General features: G+C 70.3%; 17 protein-coding genes. 12 read left to right on the top strand and 5 right to left on the bottom strand.

The genetic code is table 11. The features are described from left to right. Positions 1 to 12: 12 nt before the first annotated feature. The 9 genes from ACYVL2_RS01765 (at position 13) to ACYVL2_RS01725 (ending at position 8,145) form a co-directional block, all read left to right on the top strand. Positions 13 to 471, top strand: coding sequence for a GNAT family N-acetyltransferase (locus ACYVL2_RS01765; protein ID WP_460539560.1), 459 nt, complete (start codon positions 13 to 15; stop codon positions 469 to 471). A gap of 44 nt (positions 472 to 515) precedes the next feature. Further along, a complete protein-coding gene (locus tag ACYVL2_RS01760) occupies positions 516 to 2,792 on the top strand; it encodes a heavy metal translocating P-type ATPase (protein WP_460539558.1) in 2,277 nt (758 codons plus the stop codon). A gap of 171 nt (positions 2,793 to 2,963) precedes the next feature. Then, a complete protein-coding gene (locus tag ACYVL2_RS01755; RefSeq protein ID WP_460539601.1) occupies positions 2,964 to 3,641 on the top strand; it encodes a TrmH family RNA methyltransferase in 678 nt (225 codons plus the stop codon). Between the two features lie 319 nt (positions 3,642 to 3,960). Continuing rightward, entirely contained in the window at positions 3,961 to 4,119 is a 159-nt protein-coding gene (locus tag ACYVL2_RS01750; protein ID WP_460539556.1) for a hypothetical protein, read from the top strand. 13 nt (positions 4,120 to 4,132) lie between these two features. After that, positions 4,133 to 4,948, top strand: coding sequence for a YdbT family protein (locus tag ACYVL2_RS01745; RefSeq protein WP_460539554.1), 816 nt, complete (start codon positions 4,133 to 4,135; stop codon positions 4,946 to 4,948). A gap of 155 nt (positions 4,949 to 5,103) precedes the next feature. Then, positions 5,104 to 5,649 carry a SigE family RNA polymerase sigma factor gene (locus ACYVL2_RS01740; protein ID WP_460539552.1) on the top strand — a complete coding sequence of 182 codons (546 nt, stop codon included), beginning with the start codon at positions 5,104 to 5,106 and terminating at the stop codon, positions 5,647 to 5,649. After that, a complete protein-coding gene (locus ACYVL2_RS01735) occupies positions 5,646 to 6,815 on the top strand; it encodes a hypothetical protein (protein WP_460539550.1) in 1,170 nt (389 codons plus the stop codon). Before ACYVL2_RS01740 ends, ACYVL2_RS01735 begins: the two co-directional genes overlap by 4 nt. A gap of 53 nt (positions 6,816 to 6,868) precedes the next feature. After that, positions 6,869 to 7,483, top strand: coding sequence for a MarC family protein (locus tag ACYVL2_RS01730; RefSeq protein ID WP_460539548.1), 615 nt, complete (start codon positions 6,869 to 6,871; stop codon positions 7,481 to 7,483). Positions 7,484 to 7,599: 116 nt separating this feature from the next. Then, the gene (locus ACYVL2_RS01725) at positions 7,600 to 8,145 is read left to right on the top strand and encodes a flagellar basal body-associated FliL family protein (RefSeq protein WP_460539547.1); all 546 of its coding nucleotides are present in this window, start codon (positions 7,600 to 7,602) and stop codon (positions 8,143 to 8,145) included. Positions 8,146 to 8,187: 42 nt separating this feature from the next. Here ACYVL2_RS01725 and ACYVL2_RS01720 read toward each other — a convergent pair whose 3' ends face one another. Both ACYVL2_RS01720 and ACYVL2_RS01715 read right to left on the bottom strand, forming a co-directional pair. Next, positions 8,188 to 8,412, bottom strand: a complete 225-nt coding sequence (locus ACYVL2_RS01720; RefSeq protein ID WP_460539545.1) for a hypothetical protein — start codon at positions 8,410 to 8,412, stop codon at positions 8,188 to 8,190. Between the two features lie 10 nt (positions 8,413 to 8,422). Further along, positions 8,423 to 10,033 carry a DEAD/DEAH box helicase gene (locus tag ACYVL2_RS01715; RefSeq protein ID WP_460539543.1) on the bottom strand — a complete coding sequence of 537 codons (1,611 nt, stop codon included), beginning with the start codon at positions 10,031 to 10,033 and terminating at the stop codon, positions 8,423 to 8,425. 343 nt (positions 10,034 to 10,376) lie between these two features. Here ACYVL2_RS01715 and ACYVL2_RS01710 point away from each other — a divergent pair, with 343 nt between their 5' ends. The 3 genes from ACYVL2_RS01710 (at position 10,377) to hpf (ending at position 12,924) form a co-directional block, all read left to right on the top strand. Continuing rightward, positions 10,377 to 11,072 (top strand): ferritin family protein, encoded by a 696-nt coding sequence (locus tag ACYVL2_RS01710; protein ID WP_460539541.1) that lies wholly within the window; start codon positions 10,377 to 10,379, stop codon positions 11,070 to 11,072. Between the two features lie 53 nt (positions 11,073 to 11,125). After that, positions 11,126 to 11,767: a ComF family protein gene (locus ACYVL2_RS01705; RefSeq protein ID WP_460539539.1), complete on the top strand. Its 642-nt coding sequence runs from the start codon at positions 11,126 to 11,128 to the stop codon at positions 11,765 to 11,767. 425 nt (positions 11,768 to 12,192) lie between these two features. Continuing rightward, complete coding sequence (gene hpf / locus ACYVL2_RS01700) at positions 12,193 to 12,924, top strand: ribosome hibernation promotion factor (protein WP_460539537.1); 732 nt, start codon at positions 12,193 to 12,195, stop codon at positions 12,922 to 12,924. Positions 12,925 to 13,060: 136 nt separating this feature from the next. On the opposite strand, the gene ACYVL2_RS01695 is transcribed toward hpf, so the two are convergent. The 3 genes from ACYVL2_RS01695 to ACYVL2_RS01685 form a co-directional block, all read right to left on the bottom strand. Next, positions 13,061 to 14,215 carry an Ig-like domain-containing protein gene (locus tag ACYVL2_RS01695; RefSeq protein WP_460539535.1) on the bottom strand — a complete coding sequence of 385 codons (1,155 nt, stop codon included), beginning with the start codon at positions 14,213 to 14,215 and terminating at the stop codon, positions 13,061 to 13,063. A 76-nt stretch (positions 14,216 to 14,291) separates the two neighbouring features. After that, a complete protein-coding gene (locus ACYVL2_RS01690; RefSeq protein WP_460539533.1) occupies positions 14,292 to 15,263 on the bottom strand; it encodes a GNAT family N-acetyltransferase in 972 nt (323 codons plus the stop codon). Between the two features lie 5 nt (positions 15,264 to 15,268). Further along, on the bottom strand, positions 15,269 to 16,384 hold the full coding sequence (locus ACYVL2_RS01685; protein WP_460539531.1) for a GNAT family N-acetyltransferase: 1,116 nt from the start codon (positions 16,382 to 16,384) through the stop codon (positions 15,269 to 15,271). Positions 16,385 to 16,409: the final 25 nt, after the last annotated feature.

The following is a 16,409-nucleotide window of genomic DNA, read 5'->3' as shown; positions in this document are numbered from 1 at the left end:
TACGTTTCGGGGATGACCGAAGCTCTCCGACTCGAGGCCATCACTCCCGACAACGTCGACGCGGCATGCCGCATCGAGGTCGCTCCCGCGCAGAAGGCGTTCGTGGCCCCGGTCGCCGTCTCGCTGGCCGAGGCCTACGCCTCGCCCGATACCGCCTGGCCGCGACTGGTGTACGCCGGCGGCGATCCGGTGGCGTTCGTCATGGGCGGATTCGACCCGGACGCGCGGATCGAGTACTTCCGGTGCGGGATCTGGCGGCTCAACGTCAGCGCCTCCCGTCAAGGAGCCGGTTACGGGCGCTTCGCCGCCGAGGCCGTCCTCGAGGAGGCGCGGCGGCGGGGCGCGGACCGGGCCACGGTCATGTGGAAGCGCGGCGAAGGCGGGCCCGAGGGCTTCTACCGCAGGCTGGGGTTCGAGCCGACCGGTGCGGAGTTCGCCGACCAGACGGTGGGGGCGATGGCGCTGGACTGACGCCGGCCTTGCGATTGATACCCCTAGGGGGTATGATTCGGGGCATGGCGAACATCATCGACCTCGATATCACCGGGATGACCTGCTCCTCGTGCGCCGCCCGGATCGAGAAGAAACTCAACCGCGTCGACGGCGCCGAGGCCACGGTCAACTTCGCGACCGAGCGCGCCCGCGTGACCGTCGCCGACGGCCTCACCCCCGCCGACCTGGTCGCGGTCGTCGAGAAGACCGGCTACGGCGCCACCCCGGTCGAACCCGAGGAGTCCGGCGCCGAGGCCGAGACCGACCACGACGACGAGGACCCCGAACTCGCGTCCCTCCGGCAGCGCGCCATCGGCTCCCTCCTCCTCGCCGCCCCCGTCATCGTCCTGGCCATGGTCCCGGCCCTCCAGTTCGACTACTGGCAGTGGCTGTCGCTGACCCTCGCCGCGCCCGTGGTCGTCTGGGGCGGCTGGCCGTTCCACCGGGTGGCCGCGATCAACCTGCGGCACCGCGCCGCGAACATGGACACCCTGGTGTCGATGGGCACCCTGGCGGCGTTCCTGTGGTCGGTGTGGGCCCTGTTCCTCGGCGACGCCGGCATGCCGGGCATGACCCACCCGTTCAGCCTCACCGGCTCGGCCGGCGAGGCCGCGTCGAACATCTACCTCGAGGCGGCCGCGGGCGTCACCGCGTTCGTGCTGCTGGGCCGGTACCTCGAACACCGCTCCAAGCGCCAGGCCGGCGCGGCCCTGCGGGCGCTGATGGAACTGGGCGCCAAGGACGTGGCCGTCCTGCGCGACGGGCGCGAAGTCCGCGTCCCCGTCAAGGACCTGGCCGTCGGCGACGAGTTCGTCGTGCGCCCCGGCGAGAAGATCGCGACCGACGGCGAGGTCGTCTCCGGAGCATCGGCCGTTGACGAGTCCATGCTCACCGGTGAATCGGTCCCCGTCGAGGTCGGCGAGGGCGACACCGTCACCGGCGCCACCGTCAACGCCTCCGGGCGCCTGGTCGTCCGCGCCACCAGGGTCGGCGGCGACACCCAGCTGGCTCAAATGGCCCGCATGGTCGAGGACGCCCAAGCCTCCAAGGCCGCCGTCCAGCGCCTTGCCGACCGCATCTCGGCGGTCTTCGTTCCGGTCGTCGTCGGCATCGCCGTGGTCGTGCTGGCGGCCTGGGCCGCGCTCGGGTCGCTCGGCGTGGCCGTCACCGCCGCCGTGGCCGTCCTGGTCATCGCCTGCCCGTGCGCGCTCGGCCTGGCCACGCCCATGGCACTGATGATCGGCACGTCCCGCGCCGCGAAGGAGGGCATCCTCATCTCCGGCCCGGAGGTGCTCGAATCGACCCGTCGGATCGACACCATCGTCCTGGACAAGACCGGGACCGTCACCACCGGCGAGATGAGCGTCGTGGACTACTCCAGTGAGGAGGTCCTGCGCCTCGCCGGCGCGGTCGAGGACGCCTCCGAGCACCCGATCGCCCGCGCCGTCACCGCCGCCGCGCGCGAGCGGCTCGGCGAGCTGCCGGCGGTCACCGATTTCGTGAATCGACCCGGCGTCGGCGTCACCGGGACCGTCGAAGGACGGCGCGTCGAGATCGGGCGCGCCGGCGGCCCCGGCCGCGAGGGCCGGACCGCCACGGTCGTCGAGGTCATCGCCGACGGCGAGCAACTCGGCACCGTCGCGGTGGCCGACACCGTCAAGCCCACCAGCCGGCGCGCCGTGGCCGAACTGCGCCGCCTCGGCCTCACCCCGGTCCTGCTGACCGGCGACTCCGCCTCGGTCGCCGAGGCCGTCGCCGCCGAAGTCGGCATCGATCAGGTCATCGCCGAAGTCAGCCCCGAGGACAAGCTCGAGCGCATCGGCCGCCTCCAGGCCGAAGGCAAGGTCGTGGCCATGGTCGGCGACGGGGTCAACGACGCCGCGGCACTGGCCGCCGCCGACCTCGGCATCGCGATGGGCACCGGCACGGACGTGGCCATCGCGGCCGGCGACATGACGCTCGTGCGCGGCGATCTGCTCGTCGCGGTCGACGCGATCCGCCTGTCGAGGCGCACCCTGCGCACCATCCGCCAGAACCTGGTGTGGGCCTTCGGGTACAACACCGCCGCGATCCCGTTGGCGGCCTTCGGCATGCTCGCGCCGATGGTGGCCGGACTGGCGATGGCGTTCTCGAGCGTGTCGGTGGTCGCCAACTCGCAGCGGCTGCGGTCGTTCCGCGCCGAATCGGCGACTGCCGGGGCCGGTGTGGCCGCAGGGGGGCATGGTGCTCGTATGACCCCGACTTCCTTACGTTGCAAGGGAATTCAATTAGGTGTGTGCCTGGTCGCAGGCACCCGGTAGTTAGTATGTTTCGTGTCGCCCCGGTCGGTTTCCCCCGTAGCCGCCGGGGCGGCGCTATTCGCGTCCACCGGCGAGCGGACGACGCAAATCGGCCGGCTTTATCGCTGCCCGGTGTCGAGTGCGCAATTGCGACCGCGAACGCCACGGCTGCGATTACACCGTTGTGCTCCAATAGTCGTCGTGAATGTTGAGGACACACGCCCGGCCGAGCCCGGGGTCGGCGTCGGCCCCTGGGACGGCCCCTGGCCCGAGGACCCCCGCTACGACCCTGAGCTGCTCGCCGCCGGTGACCGGCGCAATGTCGTCGACGCCTACCGCTACTGGCGGCGCGAGGCCATCGTCGCCGACCTCGACGAGCGCCGCCACGACTTCCACGTCGCCATCGAGAACTGGCAGCACGATTTCAACATCGGGACCGTAGTCCGAAATGCCAACGCATTCGCCGCCAAAGCGGTCCACATCATCGGAAAGCGACGCTGGAATCGGCGCGGAGCCATGGTCACCGACCGATACCAGCATATCGAGCATCACTCAACAGTGGAGGACTTCATCGCCTGGTCGAGCGACCGGGAATTGCAAGTGATCGGCATCGACAATCTTCCCGGATCGGTGCCGATAGAGACGACCGCGCTGCCGAGGAACACCGTGCTCGTATTCGGGCAAGAGGGCCCCGGACTGTCCGAGCCGGTGCGTCGGGCCTGCTCGGCGGTCTGCTCGATCAGCCAGTTCGGATCGACGCGGTCGATCAACGCCGGCGTGGCGAGCGGCATCGCCATGCACGCCTGGATACGCGAGCACGTGTTCGAACAGCGCCCCGGCCGCGGCGGCTCGCGGGGCGCACCCGGATGAGGCGGCGGAGCCGATCGTGGAGTGTCGGATACCTGACCCTTCCCTAGGGTCGCTTCGGCCTTTGCGCTTACATTGGGCCAGCGGTGCGTCACTTGATGTAGGCTCCCCGATGGAACAACTGGATCTGGTTGCTCCGCAGGTAGACCGGCGGAGACGAGCAGAAGCGGAACGAAGGCGTTACGCTGTGCGTGAGGCCGATTCGCCCGGTTCGCTCCGGGCGGCCGGCGGAAAGCCGAAGGTCGGCGCATATCCGTACGATAAACTGGACGAGCCTGCGCGGGACGAACGTTTGGCCAGGTCCCCTGATGGGAGGGTAACGATGATCAAGAAGATTCTAACCTGGGGCGGACTGGCGTTCCTGGTGTTCTTTATCGCTTACAGGCCCGACGATGCCGGCAGCGTGGTGAGTACGATCGCGAACGCGATCGGCGACGTCGGCAGCGGCTTCGCCGCGTTCCTCACCGGCCTGGTGACCTGAGGACGCCCGCGAGATGACCGACACCGGTGGAGGCGGCTCGGCAGACAAGAAGGACACCGAGCCGCTAGAGCCGCCCGCCCCGCGCACCCCTTCCGACGCCCCCGCCCCCGGCGCCGACGACTCCACGCGAGAGCTGCCGACCGAGGCCGGCTCCGCCCCCGCCGCGGCCGCCGCCGACATCGACGGCGTGCGCTTCGACGACAGCCCCGCCGGCGGGCTCTTCGCGGGCATCAAGTCACCCGCGGTCCCCGACGTCCCCTCGCCGATCTCCGCCCGCTACCTCTTCCCCACCGAGAAGTACCGCGGCGAATGGCGGCGGCACTGGATCCACCTCATGCCGTGGTACATCGTAGGGACCCTCGCCACGTTCATCATGGGATTCGCCTCCGGGCTGTTCATGAAGTGGGAGTCGACCTCCCGGGACACCGGCCTGACCATCACGATCATCGTCTGGCTGGTCATCCTCGGCTTCGTCGGCTGGAAGATCCTCGACTGGTACATGGACCGCTTCATCCTCACCAACAAGCGGATCATGCTCATCCAAGGGGTCATCACCCGTTCGGTCGCCATGATGCCGCTCGGCCGCGTCACCGACATGAAGTACGCCCAGACCCCGATGGGCCGGATGCTCAACTACGGCGAGTTCATCATCGAGTCCGCCGGCCAGGACCAGGCCCTGCGCAACATCCCGCACCTGCCGAACCCCAACGAGCTCTACCTGCAGATGTGCGAGGAGATGTACGAGCCCGAGGCGGTCGACGAGCGCGAATCCGACGAAGAGGAAGAACTGCTGCCCGAAGGAGCCGGTGAGACCGGAGGCGACGCCTGACCCGGGCGACCCTACCGGTCGGCAGTTACTGGGTATACTGCAGCTTGAAGCACCCTCGGCCGTCCCATGCACCCATTGTTTGGCAGAATTCTCGCCTGCGAAGCAACTCTCCACCGGGGGTACGTCGTCTGTAGTTCGACCCCCCAGGGAGACGCGTGAGCGAGTCCAGACCGTCCCAGGACGAGGAGTTCCGCGAGTACGTGGCGGCGCGTTCGGCCTCGCTGCACCGTGCGGCGTATCTCCTCACGGGGAACTGGGCGACAGCGGAGGACTTGGTGCAAACGACGTTGACGAAGACCTACCTGGCGTGGGGGCGGATCCGCGCCACCGACTCGGTGGACGCCTACGCCCGTCGCATCCTCTACAACACCAACGCCTCCTGGTGGCGCAAACGCTCCAACCGGGAACGGCCCGTCGAGATACTCGACGACCGCCCCGACTCCTCCCGCGACTTCGCCGAGGCCGGCGCCATGCGCGACGCCATGTGGCGCCACGTCGCCGGCCTCCCCAAGCGCCAGCGGGCCGTGCTGGTCCTGCGCTACTACGAGCACCGCACCGACGCCCAGATCGCCGACATCCTCGGCATCTCCACCGGCACCGTCAAGAGCCAAGCCTCCCGCGCGCTGGCCGGCCTGCGCAAGCGCCTCGGCGACCCCGCGACCGCCTTGGGCCTGAACCCCCGCGAGCGGGAGGTCTCGTGAGCGACGACATCGAGGACCTGCTGCGCGCCGAGTTCGCCTCCCGCGCCGAGTCCTCGCCCGCGGCGTACGACGGCCTCGCCGAGGCCGCGATCGGCGGAGCCCGGCGCATCCGGCGGCGTCGCCGCGCGACCGCGGCGGGCGGCGGGCTGGCCGTGATCGCGCTCGCGGCCGTGACCGCGGTCTGGACGCCGTGGGACGGTGAGGCTCCAGGGGACCCGCCGCCGGCGGCGACCACCAGCACCGACGAGGCGCAGACCGAACTGGACATCGAGTTCGTCGTCGAACGCGACGGCGCCATCGGCGTGGTGGGCGGCGGCGGCGAGTTCGTTCCCCTGCCGGTGGATCAGCGGCCGACCAGGGTCGAGCGCCTCGAGGACGCCTACCTCGTGAGCTCCGACGGGCGGATGGACGTGGTCGCGGCCGACGGCTCGGCGGCCGCGGGCTTCGACCTTCCCGCCGCCACCGGAGAGATCACCACCGAGGTCAGCGGCGACGCCACCGAGTTCGCGGTCGGCTTCTTCTTCGTCGACAGCGTGCTGCAGCGCTACGAGCTCTATCCGACCGAGGTCGAGCGGCTGAGCCTGCCGCCGCGGGTCCTGGAGTTCGACGCCGCGGTGTCGCTCGAGGACTGGAACGAGGACCTGGTGGTTCTCAGCGCGAACCTCACCGGCACCAGCGGCGGCGCCGCGGGCACCTACCTGTTCAACGAGGATTACCGCTGGGGCATCGACACTGCCGCCGTCGCCGGATTCGAGTCGGCGGTCATCGTCGACGCCTTCGATCCCCAATACGTGTGCGTCTCCGACCTGGAACCGGGCGGGAGCGCCTCCGAGACCGAGGAGTGCGGCTACCTCGACACGCCGGCGACCGAAGCGGTCATCGCCGAGTCCGCGCGGGACGAGAGCGCCGTCGAGTTCGTCGCCGAGTACAGCGACTCGGCCGGGTTCACCGAAGGCCTAGAGGACCCGATCGAAGGGGACGAGGCGCTCAAAGAGCAGCTGTTCGCGGCCGAGCAGTTCTTCACCGACCCCGGAGGGCGGTGGCAGATCGGCTTCTCGTCGCGCGATGAGACGTGGGCGCTGCTCAACATCGACGGCCAGGACGCCGAGGTCTCCGAACTGACCGTCCCCGACGGCGCCCTCATGCCGGTCGAGAGCCACATCTAACACCGGCGGGCGAGCGGTCCGGCCCCTCGCGGGAGCCTTGACATACTCACCTCGTGGGGGAACTCGAATACATCATCACCGTCGGGGTGACGCTCTTCGTCATCATGGACCCGCCGGGCATCGTCCCGATCTACCTCGCCCTCACCGGGGCGATGGACAAGCGCGAACGGAACCGCGCCGCCCTCCAGGCCACGTGCCTGTCGCTCGGCGTCATCACCCTGTTCGCGCTGCTGGGCCAGCAGATCATCAACTACCTGGGCATCGACCTGGCCGCGCTCCAAGGCGCCGGCGGCCTCCTGCTGCTCCTGGTCAGCCTCCAGCTGCTGACCGGACAGGCCGACGAGGACCACAGCCACGCGACCTCGAACATCGCCCTGGTCCCGTTGGGCACGCCGCTGCTGGCCGGTCCCGGCGCGATCGTCGCGGTGATCCTGTTCGTGCAGCAGGCCCCGAGCCAGGCCGACTACCTGTGGGTGGCGTTCGCGATCGTCCTCATCCACATCGTGATCTACCTGGTGATGCGGTTCTCGGGCGTGCTGGTGAAGGTCCTCAGGAGAGGCGGCATCGAAGTGCTCACGCGGATCTCGGGCGTCCTGCTGGCCGCGATCGCGGTGCAGCTCATCGCCGACGCCGTCATGGGCTACGTCGAGGTGTTCCAAGGCGCCTGAGGCGAACCCCCGCGAAGACGCGTACCGGTCTGTTCGCTTCCAGCGGGTGAGCATGGCCGAGCTCTGGTTGAGGCCCGAAGCGGCCCTCATTCCTCGAAAGGATATAGATGTAACCCATGACCACGTTTCTGGACTTGCCCATACACCCCTTGGCCGTGCACGCGCCGGTCGTCCTCGTGCCGCTGCTCGTGCTCTTCGGACTGATCTACCTCTTCGTGCCGCCGCTGCGGCGCCGGATCGGCTGGATCGTCGCGGCGCTGACGCTCGTCGCCCCCGCCGCGGCCTTCGCCTCGATCTGGAGCGGCGAGCAGCTCGCCGACCACCTCTATCCGGCGGCCTGGCCCGATGCGGTCAACGACCACCACGACTACGGGGTGCGCCTGGCGTGGATCCTCGTCGGACTCATTCCGGTCTGGTGGCTGTTCGCGGCCCTGGAACGGGGCCGGCGCGCCGCCGCGCTCCGAGACGGCGGCACCGCCCCGGCCGACGACGGCGAGGAGACCGAGACCGGCGGGGACGACCCGGCCGCTCGCGGCCGCAAGATCGCCATGCTGGTGCTCGGCCTGATCGCACTCGTGCTGCTCGGCCTGGCCGGCTGGATGGTCTTCGAGGCCGGCCACTCCGGCTCCGAGATGCGATGGGGCTCGGTCACCGGCTCATGAGACGACAATGATCGCCCGCGCGGTGCGCGGGCGATCGGCGTCTCAGAGCCGGACGATGCCGACGATCACCATGGCGAACATCGCCACGACCGCCAGCAGCGCCGTCCACTGGGTGACCAGTCGGGCGCTCTGCTCGGCGGCGTCGATGCCCGCGTGGTCCTGCGCGGGCATGCGCCTGGGCTCGCTGGGGAGCGCCACCGCCTCGACCCGCCACCCGGGAGGCGGCGGGACGTTCTCGGGCGGGCCCTCGTAGTCTCCGCTGTCCATGCGGGCGGGCCTAGTCGTTGCCGCCTTCGGCGGCCGCACCGCCGGAACGGCGGCGACGACGCCGGCGCCGGGCCGGAGCCGCGACATCGGAGTCGGACGAGGTCGTCGACTCGACCGCGCGCTGCGGCCGCTCCGACTTCGCCTCGGCCGGGGCGCCGCCGCGAGTGCGGCGCCGCTTGCGGTCGCGACCGCCCTCGGACCGCTTCCGGCCCTCGGGCTGGCGGCGCTGCCCGCCGCCTCCGCCGCTGCGTCGACCGCGGCCGCGTCCCGAACCGGAGCCCTCGACATCGTCCTCACGCTCGGCGTTCAGACCGTCGCGGCTGCGCTGCTCGCTCGGCAGGGCCGCCGGCGCGTCCTTGGGGATGTCGAGATCCGTGTAGAGGTGGTCCGAGGTGTGGTAGGTCTCGACCGGGTCGCCCAAGTCGAGGCCGTTGGCCTTGACGATGATCTTCCAACGCGCCAGGTCCTCCCAGGTCAGGAAGGTGACCGCGGTGCCGGAGGCGCCGGCGCGGCCGGTGCGGCCGATCCGGTGCACGTACGACTCGGCGTCCTCGGGGGAGTCGTAGTTGATCACGTGCGTGATGTCGGGGACGTCGATGCCGCGCGCGGCGACGTCGGTGGCGACCAGCACGTCGATCTTCCCCGAACGGAACGCGCGCAGCGCCCGCTCACGGGCGTTCTGACCCAGGTCGCCGTGGACCGAGCCGACCGCGAAACCGCGGAAGTCGAGCTCGTCGGAGAGTTTCTGGGCCGCCCGCTTGGTGCGGCAGAACATGATCGTCAGGCCCCGGCCCCGCGCCTGGAGGATGCGGGAGGCGACCTCGACCTTGTTGAGGGCGTGCGTCATGTAGACCAGCTGCCTGGTCTTGGACATCGCCTCGTCGTCGGGACCGGTCACGTCGGCGGTGACGGTGATCGGCCGGTTCATGTGCCGGCGCGACAGACCCATGATCGTGTCGGGCATCGTGGCGCTGAACAGCATCGTCTGGCGCTGCTCGGGCAGCATGCCGAGGATGCGCTCGACGTCGTCGGAGAAGCCGAGGTCGAGCATGCGGTCGGCCTCGTCGAGGACGCAGTGGGCCACCGCGTCCAGCTTCAGGTGCTTGGACTTGTACAGGTCGAGCAGGCGGCCGGGGGTGCCGACGATGATGTCGACTCCCGAGCGCAGCGACTCGATCTGGGGCTCGTAGGCGCGGCCGCCGTAGATCGGCAGCACGCGGATCGAGCGGGTCTTGCCGGCGTCCTCGAGGTCGCGGGCGACCTGGAGGCCCAGCTCTCGGGTGGGCACGAGGATCAGCGCCTGCGGTCTGCCGTCGGCGCCCTCCTCGGGGGACTTGATCCTGTCGATGATCGGAAGGCCGAACCCGAAGGTCTTCCCCGTTCCCGTGGGCGCGCGTCCGACGATGTCGACGCCGCGCAGACCGATCGGGATCGCGTACTCCTGGATGGCGAAGGCCCGTTCGATTCCCAGCGCTGCGAGCGCTTCGACGGTCTCCTCGCGAACTCCCAGTTCGGCGAAAGTCGGTCCGTTGTTGACGGACCGTTCGTTGTTCACTTCGTTCACTCTGTTCACCTCATGGCGGAGGACTTTCTTAGAGATCCGGGGAACTCGGCGCCACATTCTGTCTCGTCTACACAGCGGCGACGACCCCCGGACCCGGTGTGTCGCCGCTTCACAATCGCGGTGCGACGCTCAGGCGTCGCACTCGCGTGAGGACTGCGCTTGTCAGGGATTGCCACGAAAGGGCCGCAGTCGCTCCTCACCATCGTACGCGCTCGCTCGGCGGGCGTCTCGGAGCGACGTTCACCGCCCCCGCCCGGAGTGGGACGATTCACCTCGAATGCCGCCTCTGTGACCAGGTTCGACTCGGGCGGGCCGGATCTCCGCGGTCGCTCTGAGGCCGGGCCGGCCCGCGCGGACTTCGCCGAACCGGCTCGGGCGCGGCCGGTGGTAACCTGCCGTCGTGTCCGAACCCACTGAAACCGCCCCCGAACCGAGCGAGCACCCCGTCGGCGGAGGAGGGCCGAGCCGCGAGGCGCTCGTCGAGCTCCTCGGACTGCTCGCCCTCGGCGAGCTGCTGGCATTCGAACGCATGGCCCTCGACGCGCGACTGGCCCCCGATCTGGGGCGCCGCGCCCGCCTCTCCGAGGCCGCGGTCGGTGAGATCCGAAACTACCGGCTCCTGGCCGACCGGCTCACCGAACTGGAGGCCGACCCGGCCGAGGCGATGACACCGTTCAGGGAGGCCTTCCGCGCCTTCGACGCCTCCACCGCCCCGCGCGACTGGCTCGAGGCCCTGGTCAAGGTCTACGTCGGCGACGCGGTCGCCGACGACTTCTTCCGCGCCGTCGCCGCCGGCCTCGAGACCCCCGATCGCGAGCTGATCGAACGGGTCCTCGCCGAGGACTCGGCCGCGGGGTTCGCCGCCGCCGAGATCCGCGCCGCCGTCGAAGCCGACCCGTCCGTCGCCGGCAGGCTCTCACTGTGGGCCAGGCGCCTGGTCGGGGAGGCCATCAACCGCGCACAGGCGGTCGCGGCCGGCCACGAGGGCCTGACCGAGATCATCGCCGGCCACGAGGACGGCTCGTTCGACGAACTGCTGCGCGCGCTCACCCGCGCCCACCAGGACCGCATGCGTGCCGTCGGCCTCAACAACTGAGCCGGCTCCGCCACCGGCCACGACCGTGCGCACCCGGGCCTCGTTAGACCCGCGTGAGGATCACCGAGGCCCTGACCGAACTGTTCCTTCCAGCCGCATGCGCCGCCTGCCGGGAAGCGCCCGCGGCGGGCCGCGGCCTGTGCGAGGCGTGCGCCGCCGGCCTGGCCGCCGGACCGCCGATACTCGCCGCCCCGCGCGACCGCGACGCGCCGCCGGTCGTGGTCGCCGGAGCCTACGACGGCGCCTTGGCCGAGACGCTCAACGAATACAAAGAGCGGCGGCGGCGCGAACTCGCGCCCGTGCTCGCACGGCTCCTGATCGGCGCCCTCGCGGTCGTCGCCGAGACCGTGCCGGATGCGGTGCTCGTACCGGTCCCGGCCACCCGGGCCGCCCGCCGCGAGCGCGGCTTCGACCACGTCGCCGCGCTGTGCCGGCCGGCGGGGGAGACGCGGCACTGCCTCAAGGCCCGGCCGCGGCCCGACTCGGTCGGGCTGACGCCCGCGCAGCGCCGGCGGGAGGCGCGCCGGAGCCTGGCGGTGGTGCCGAGGAAGGCCGCCGCGCTGGCGGCCACCGGCCGTCCGGCGATCCTGGTCGACGACATCGTGACGACCGGCGCGACCCTCAGTGCCGCCGCTGCGGCACTGAGGCGGGCGGGGGTGGTGGTTCCGGCGGCGGTGGCGGTCGCCGCGAGTTAGGTCCGACACCCGAGGTCCGGGGTTAGCCCCGGGGCGGCCGGGGGTACCACTCATGGCATCGACGCTATGACCGAGCGGTCGCGCACAGTTTGCACACATCTGCGAAAAGTTACCTTCGGTCCGCCGAAATTCACGCGCGGAGCCGCGCGATCGTTGGAGAATTCCAGTAACCAAGGGTCGACTTTCAGTCGACCAAGGGATAGTCTCAAAATCTCAGATCGGTAACGGGACGTCGAGGAGCAGGTGGAATACCGCTTGCCCGAAGGTGAACTCGCCCAAGGTGAGCGCACCGGGGGCCACTTGTCGTCCCCGTCGAGAGGAGGTTTCTTCCTTCCGCCGTACCGGACATACCGGCTCCGGACCCAGCTAGCAAAACTTCGTCTGCATCGCCGGATCCGAACGCGATGCACCTGGGAGGTTCAAAGGTGGAAATCGTCGTCAAGGGCCGTAACGTGGAAGTACCCGACCACTTTCGCGAGCTCGTCGAAGGCAAGATCGAATCGAAGATCGCCAAGTACCTCGCCCGGTACGACGGCGAGGCGATCGACATCGACGTAGAGCTCCAGCACGAGCCCAACCCCCGTCAGAACGGCCACGCGCAGCGCGTCGAGATCACTTGCCGGCCCAAGGGAACGGTAATCCGCGCCGAGGCGAACGCCGCCGACTTCCGCTCCGCCTTCGAGCTGGCCTGCTCCAAGCTCGACCGCCAGCTCCGGAAGTGCTCCGACCGCAAGCGCATCCACCGCGGCGGGCAGTCGCGACCGCTCTCGGTCGCCGAGGCCACCGCCGCCGCGCAGCTCGAGCACGGCGGGTACACGCGGGGCCGCGCCGGGCGCGCGAAGCCGATGAGCTCGGGCTCGACCCTCACCGAGCCGCGCGGCGTGGGAGCCGGCCCCGAGCGGGAGGACTACGCGGCCGCGCACTTCATCTCCGAGGACGTCGACCACTTCGACGGTCTCGTCGAAGAGCACCTGCCGGGCCGGATCGTCCGCGAGAAGCTCCACCCCGGCGAGCCGATGACCGTCGACGACGCGCTGCAGAACATGGAGCTCGTCGGCCACGACTTCTACCTGTTCCACGACAAGGAGAGCGGCAAGCCGTCGGTCGTGTACCGGCGCCGCGCCTACGACTACGGTCTGCTGCGGCTCGACATGTGACCGGCGTCGCCGCCCGCTCGCTTACAGAGGACCTTGCCTCCAGGGTCCGGATGCTTTGAGGGGTGGCATCCGGATCGGCCGAGAGGCCCCGAGCCGAGCTCGGGGCCTCCGGTGCGTTTCGGGGTCTTTCAGGCTGCTACTGCAGCGCCGAGCCCTGCTGCCATTCCTCCCATGACAGGACCCAGTAGCCCCAGCCGTTGGTCCAGGGCATGTCGCGGGGCGAGCCGACGACCTCGACCGGGTCGCCGCGCTGGGAGATCTCGTAGAACCACTTCGCGTGCTCGTCGGTGGCGTTGAGGCAGCCGTGCGAGACGTTGGTGTTGCCCTGGGCCCACTCGGACCACGGGGCTCCGTGGACGAACTCGCCGGAGGCGTTGATGCGGGTGGCCCAGTTGACCGGGGTCTCGTAGTAGTCCGGGTCGTCCTTGTCCTTGCCGGGCGCGATCATCACCTTGTGCTCGAACTTCTCCATCACCAGGTGGACGCCCGAGGCGGTGTGGTACTCCCACTCCGAGCCGGAGCCGTAGCTGATGGGGATGTCGCGGGCGACCTCGCCGTCGATCTCGACGATCATGTTGTGGGCGTTCACGTCCGCGTACGAGATGTTGGAGGGGCCGATGACCATTTCGGCGGTGTGGTCCTCGGAGCCCCACACGCCGTCGCCGAGCAGCACGCCGTCGAACCGGGCGGTGAAGGTCACCGTCTGATACGGCTCCCAGTACTCCTTGGTCCGGTAGATCACCTGCGTGTCGCTGATCCAGCGCCAGGCGCCCTCGTGGCCCTTCTCGGACTCCACGATGAGGTTCTTCTCGACCTCCGCGCGGTCGGGCGCCGCTTCGCTGAAGGTCACGATGATCGGGGCGCCCACGCCGACGGTCTCGCCCTCGATGACGGGGGTCACGTCGATGACCGAGAAGCCGGAGCCTTCGCGGCCCTCGGTGGCGAACTGCTCCTCGAACTCGGTGACGGTGCCGTCGGAGCTGACGGCCATGGCCGTGACGGTGTGCGTGGCTCCGGCGTCCATCACCGTTTCAGAGGTCCAGCTGGTCAGGTCCTCGCTGAACCGGCCTTCGACCGTCTTGGCGCGGTCGGAGGTGACGGTGACCTGTTCGAGGATCCCGTCGGTGGCCGTCAGCGTGAACGGCTCGGTCGGGTCTTGCGGATCGCCGACTTCCAGGGCGATCTCGGGGACGATCGGGGCCGGCGTGAACGCTCCCTGCTGAGGAGCGCCGCAGGCCCCCACGAGCAGCAATGAAGCCACCGCGAGAACACGGGCGGGCAAAAACTTCAAGGGGGTTCCTCCACAGTGCGAGTGCGACCTGTTCACTATATATTCGACGCGCGGTCCTGCCAGGTCGGTTGCATTCCTAGTCACAGGAAAGTGCGGACCAGAGCAGCGTGTCGCGCCTGGTGCCGTCGAGCGCCGGCAGGCCGCCGCGTTCGATCCCCTCGAGTGTGAAGCCGGCGCGCCGCAGCACGGCCTGCGAGGCGGCGTTGTGGACGTCGGTGCCCGCCCAGATGCGGTCGATGCCGACCTCCTCGAACGCCCACCGGCACACCAGCCTCACCGACCGGGTCGCGTACCCCTTGCCGCGGAACTCGGCGCCGAGGTCGTAGCCGATCATGGCCGATCCGACCACCCGCGCGACCTCGTAGAGCCCGATGGTGCCGCGGTATCCCTCGCCGTCGTCGATGACCATCAGCGCCGCGCGGCCGCGCAGCCAGTCCACCGCCGCCCGCCACTCGCACATGTCGGTGACCTCGCCCACGCTCGGCGGCAGCGGCAGCGCCGCGCCCGCATAGACGTCGGGACTGGTCCGATGCCGCAGATGCGCCTCGGTGTCCTCCGGACGCAGCGGCCGCAGCGACACCGTTCCGTCGGTCAGCTCCCCGCCGGGCAGGTCCGGGAGCACTCGCGGGGCCGGCCCGTGCCCGTCGCTCGGCAGCAGCCCGAGCGCGAGCGCGTCGGTCCCGTCCGCGGCGGCCTCCCGCAGCACGCCGCCGTCGGGTCGGAACCCGGCCCGCATGGCGGCCCGGATCGCCGGCAGCGCCCGCACCGGGGGCCGGCACTCGATTCGTCTGGCACCTGAGTCGAAGACCGGGCCGGCGGCGGCTCGGAGCATCGCGGCGGCGAGCTTCCGGCCGCGCCGCTCGGGCGCGACCCAGAACCGGACCGAGGCGACGCCGTCGGTTTCGACCAGGCTCATCGCCCCCCACGGCTCGTCGCCGTCCGGTGCGCAGGCGACCAGGTCGGGATCGAAACCGCAGTCGAGTTTCAGGTCCTCCGGCGCGGTGCGCAGTGTGAACGTCGAGGTGGTGACGGGCTCGATGAGATGCACGCCCTTCAGCCAAGCAGGGAGCCGACCCAGCAGTCAACCCTTTCGCCCGGCCTGTGCAGGATCTGCCTTCTCGTCCCTTCCACGAGGAAACCGGCCTTCTCGGCCACGCGCCGGGAGGCGTCGTTGCCGGTGACCGCCCGCCAGTCGATCTTCTCGAGGCCGAGTTCCTCGAATCCGAGGCGGCACAGCCGCTTGACCGCGGCGGTCATCCAGCCTCGGCCTCTCGCCCACGGGGCGCACATGTAGCCGATCTCGGCCTCGTCGGGCTCGCCCCGGTCGAGCATGAGTTCCACGGCGCCGCTGTAGCGGTCGTCGGCGTCGGCCAGGGCGTAGTAGACCGCGGTGCCGCGGTCCCATTTGGAGCGGACCATGCCGGCGAACGACTCGGCGTGATCGCGGGTGTAGCCGTGCGGCACGGTGGTCCACCGCTGGCAGTCGGGGTCGGCGCAGGTCGAGGCCAGGTCGTCGAGGTCGGTCTCGCGCAGGGGCCGCAGGCGCAGTCCGGGCACGTCGGTGGCCAGTTCGGGCTGGTCTCCCATGAAGAACCCGGCTTGGGCCTTGAGGGCCCGGTAGCCGTCGGGCGGGTCGTCGTCCTCGCGGACGTCGCCGGGCACGATCCCGCCGATCCAGCAGTCGCGGGCCTCGCCGCGCTGGTTGACGCCGTTTCGGGCGACGCCTTCGATGGTGAAGCCGGCGCGGATCGCGGCCAGCCGGGAGGCGTGGTTGCCGACGATCGCGTCCCAGCCGACCCGCTGCATCACCATCTCGTCGAAGGCGAAGCGGACGGCGGCGCGGATGGCGCGCTGGGCGACGCCGCGGCCTCGGGCCCACGGCGCGGTCAGGTAGGTGATGGCGACTTCGCGGGAGAACGAGCGTGTGAGCGCCGCCAGCCCCAGCAGCGCGTCGTCGGCGTCGACGACGGCCCAGCGGGCGTTGCCGGCCCGCCAGTGCCGGTCGCACAGTTCCAGGAACCGGTCGCGGTCTTCGCCGGTCCACGGCAGCGGCATCACCATGAACCGCTCGATCAGCGGATCGGTGTAGATGCGCTGCAGGTCCGGCAGGTGGTGTTCCCGCCAGGGGACGAGCCGCAGTCCTTCGGCTTCAAGGGTGACCGGTTCCATAAGAGGAGATTGTGCCCCAGCGGCC

Source organism: Glycomyces halotolerans (genome assembly GCF_054779575.1).
The sequence above is the reverse complement of the archived record's forward strand: the minus strand, read 5'-3'. Positions and strand labels throughout refer to the sequence as shown.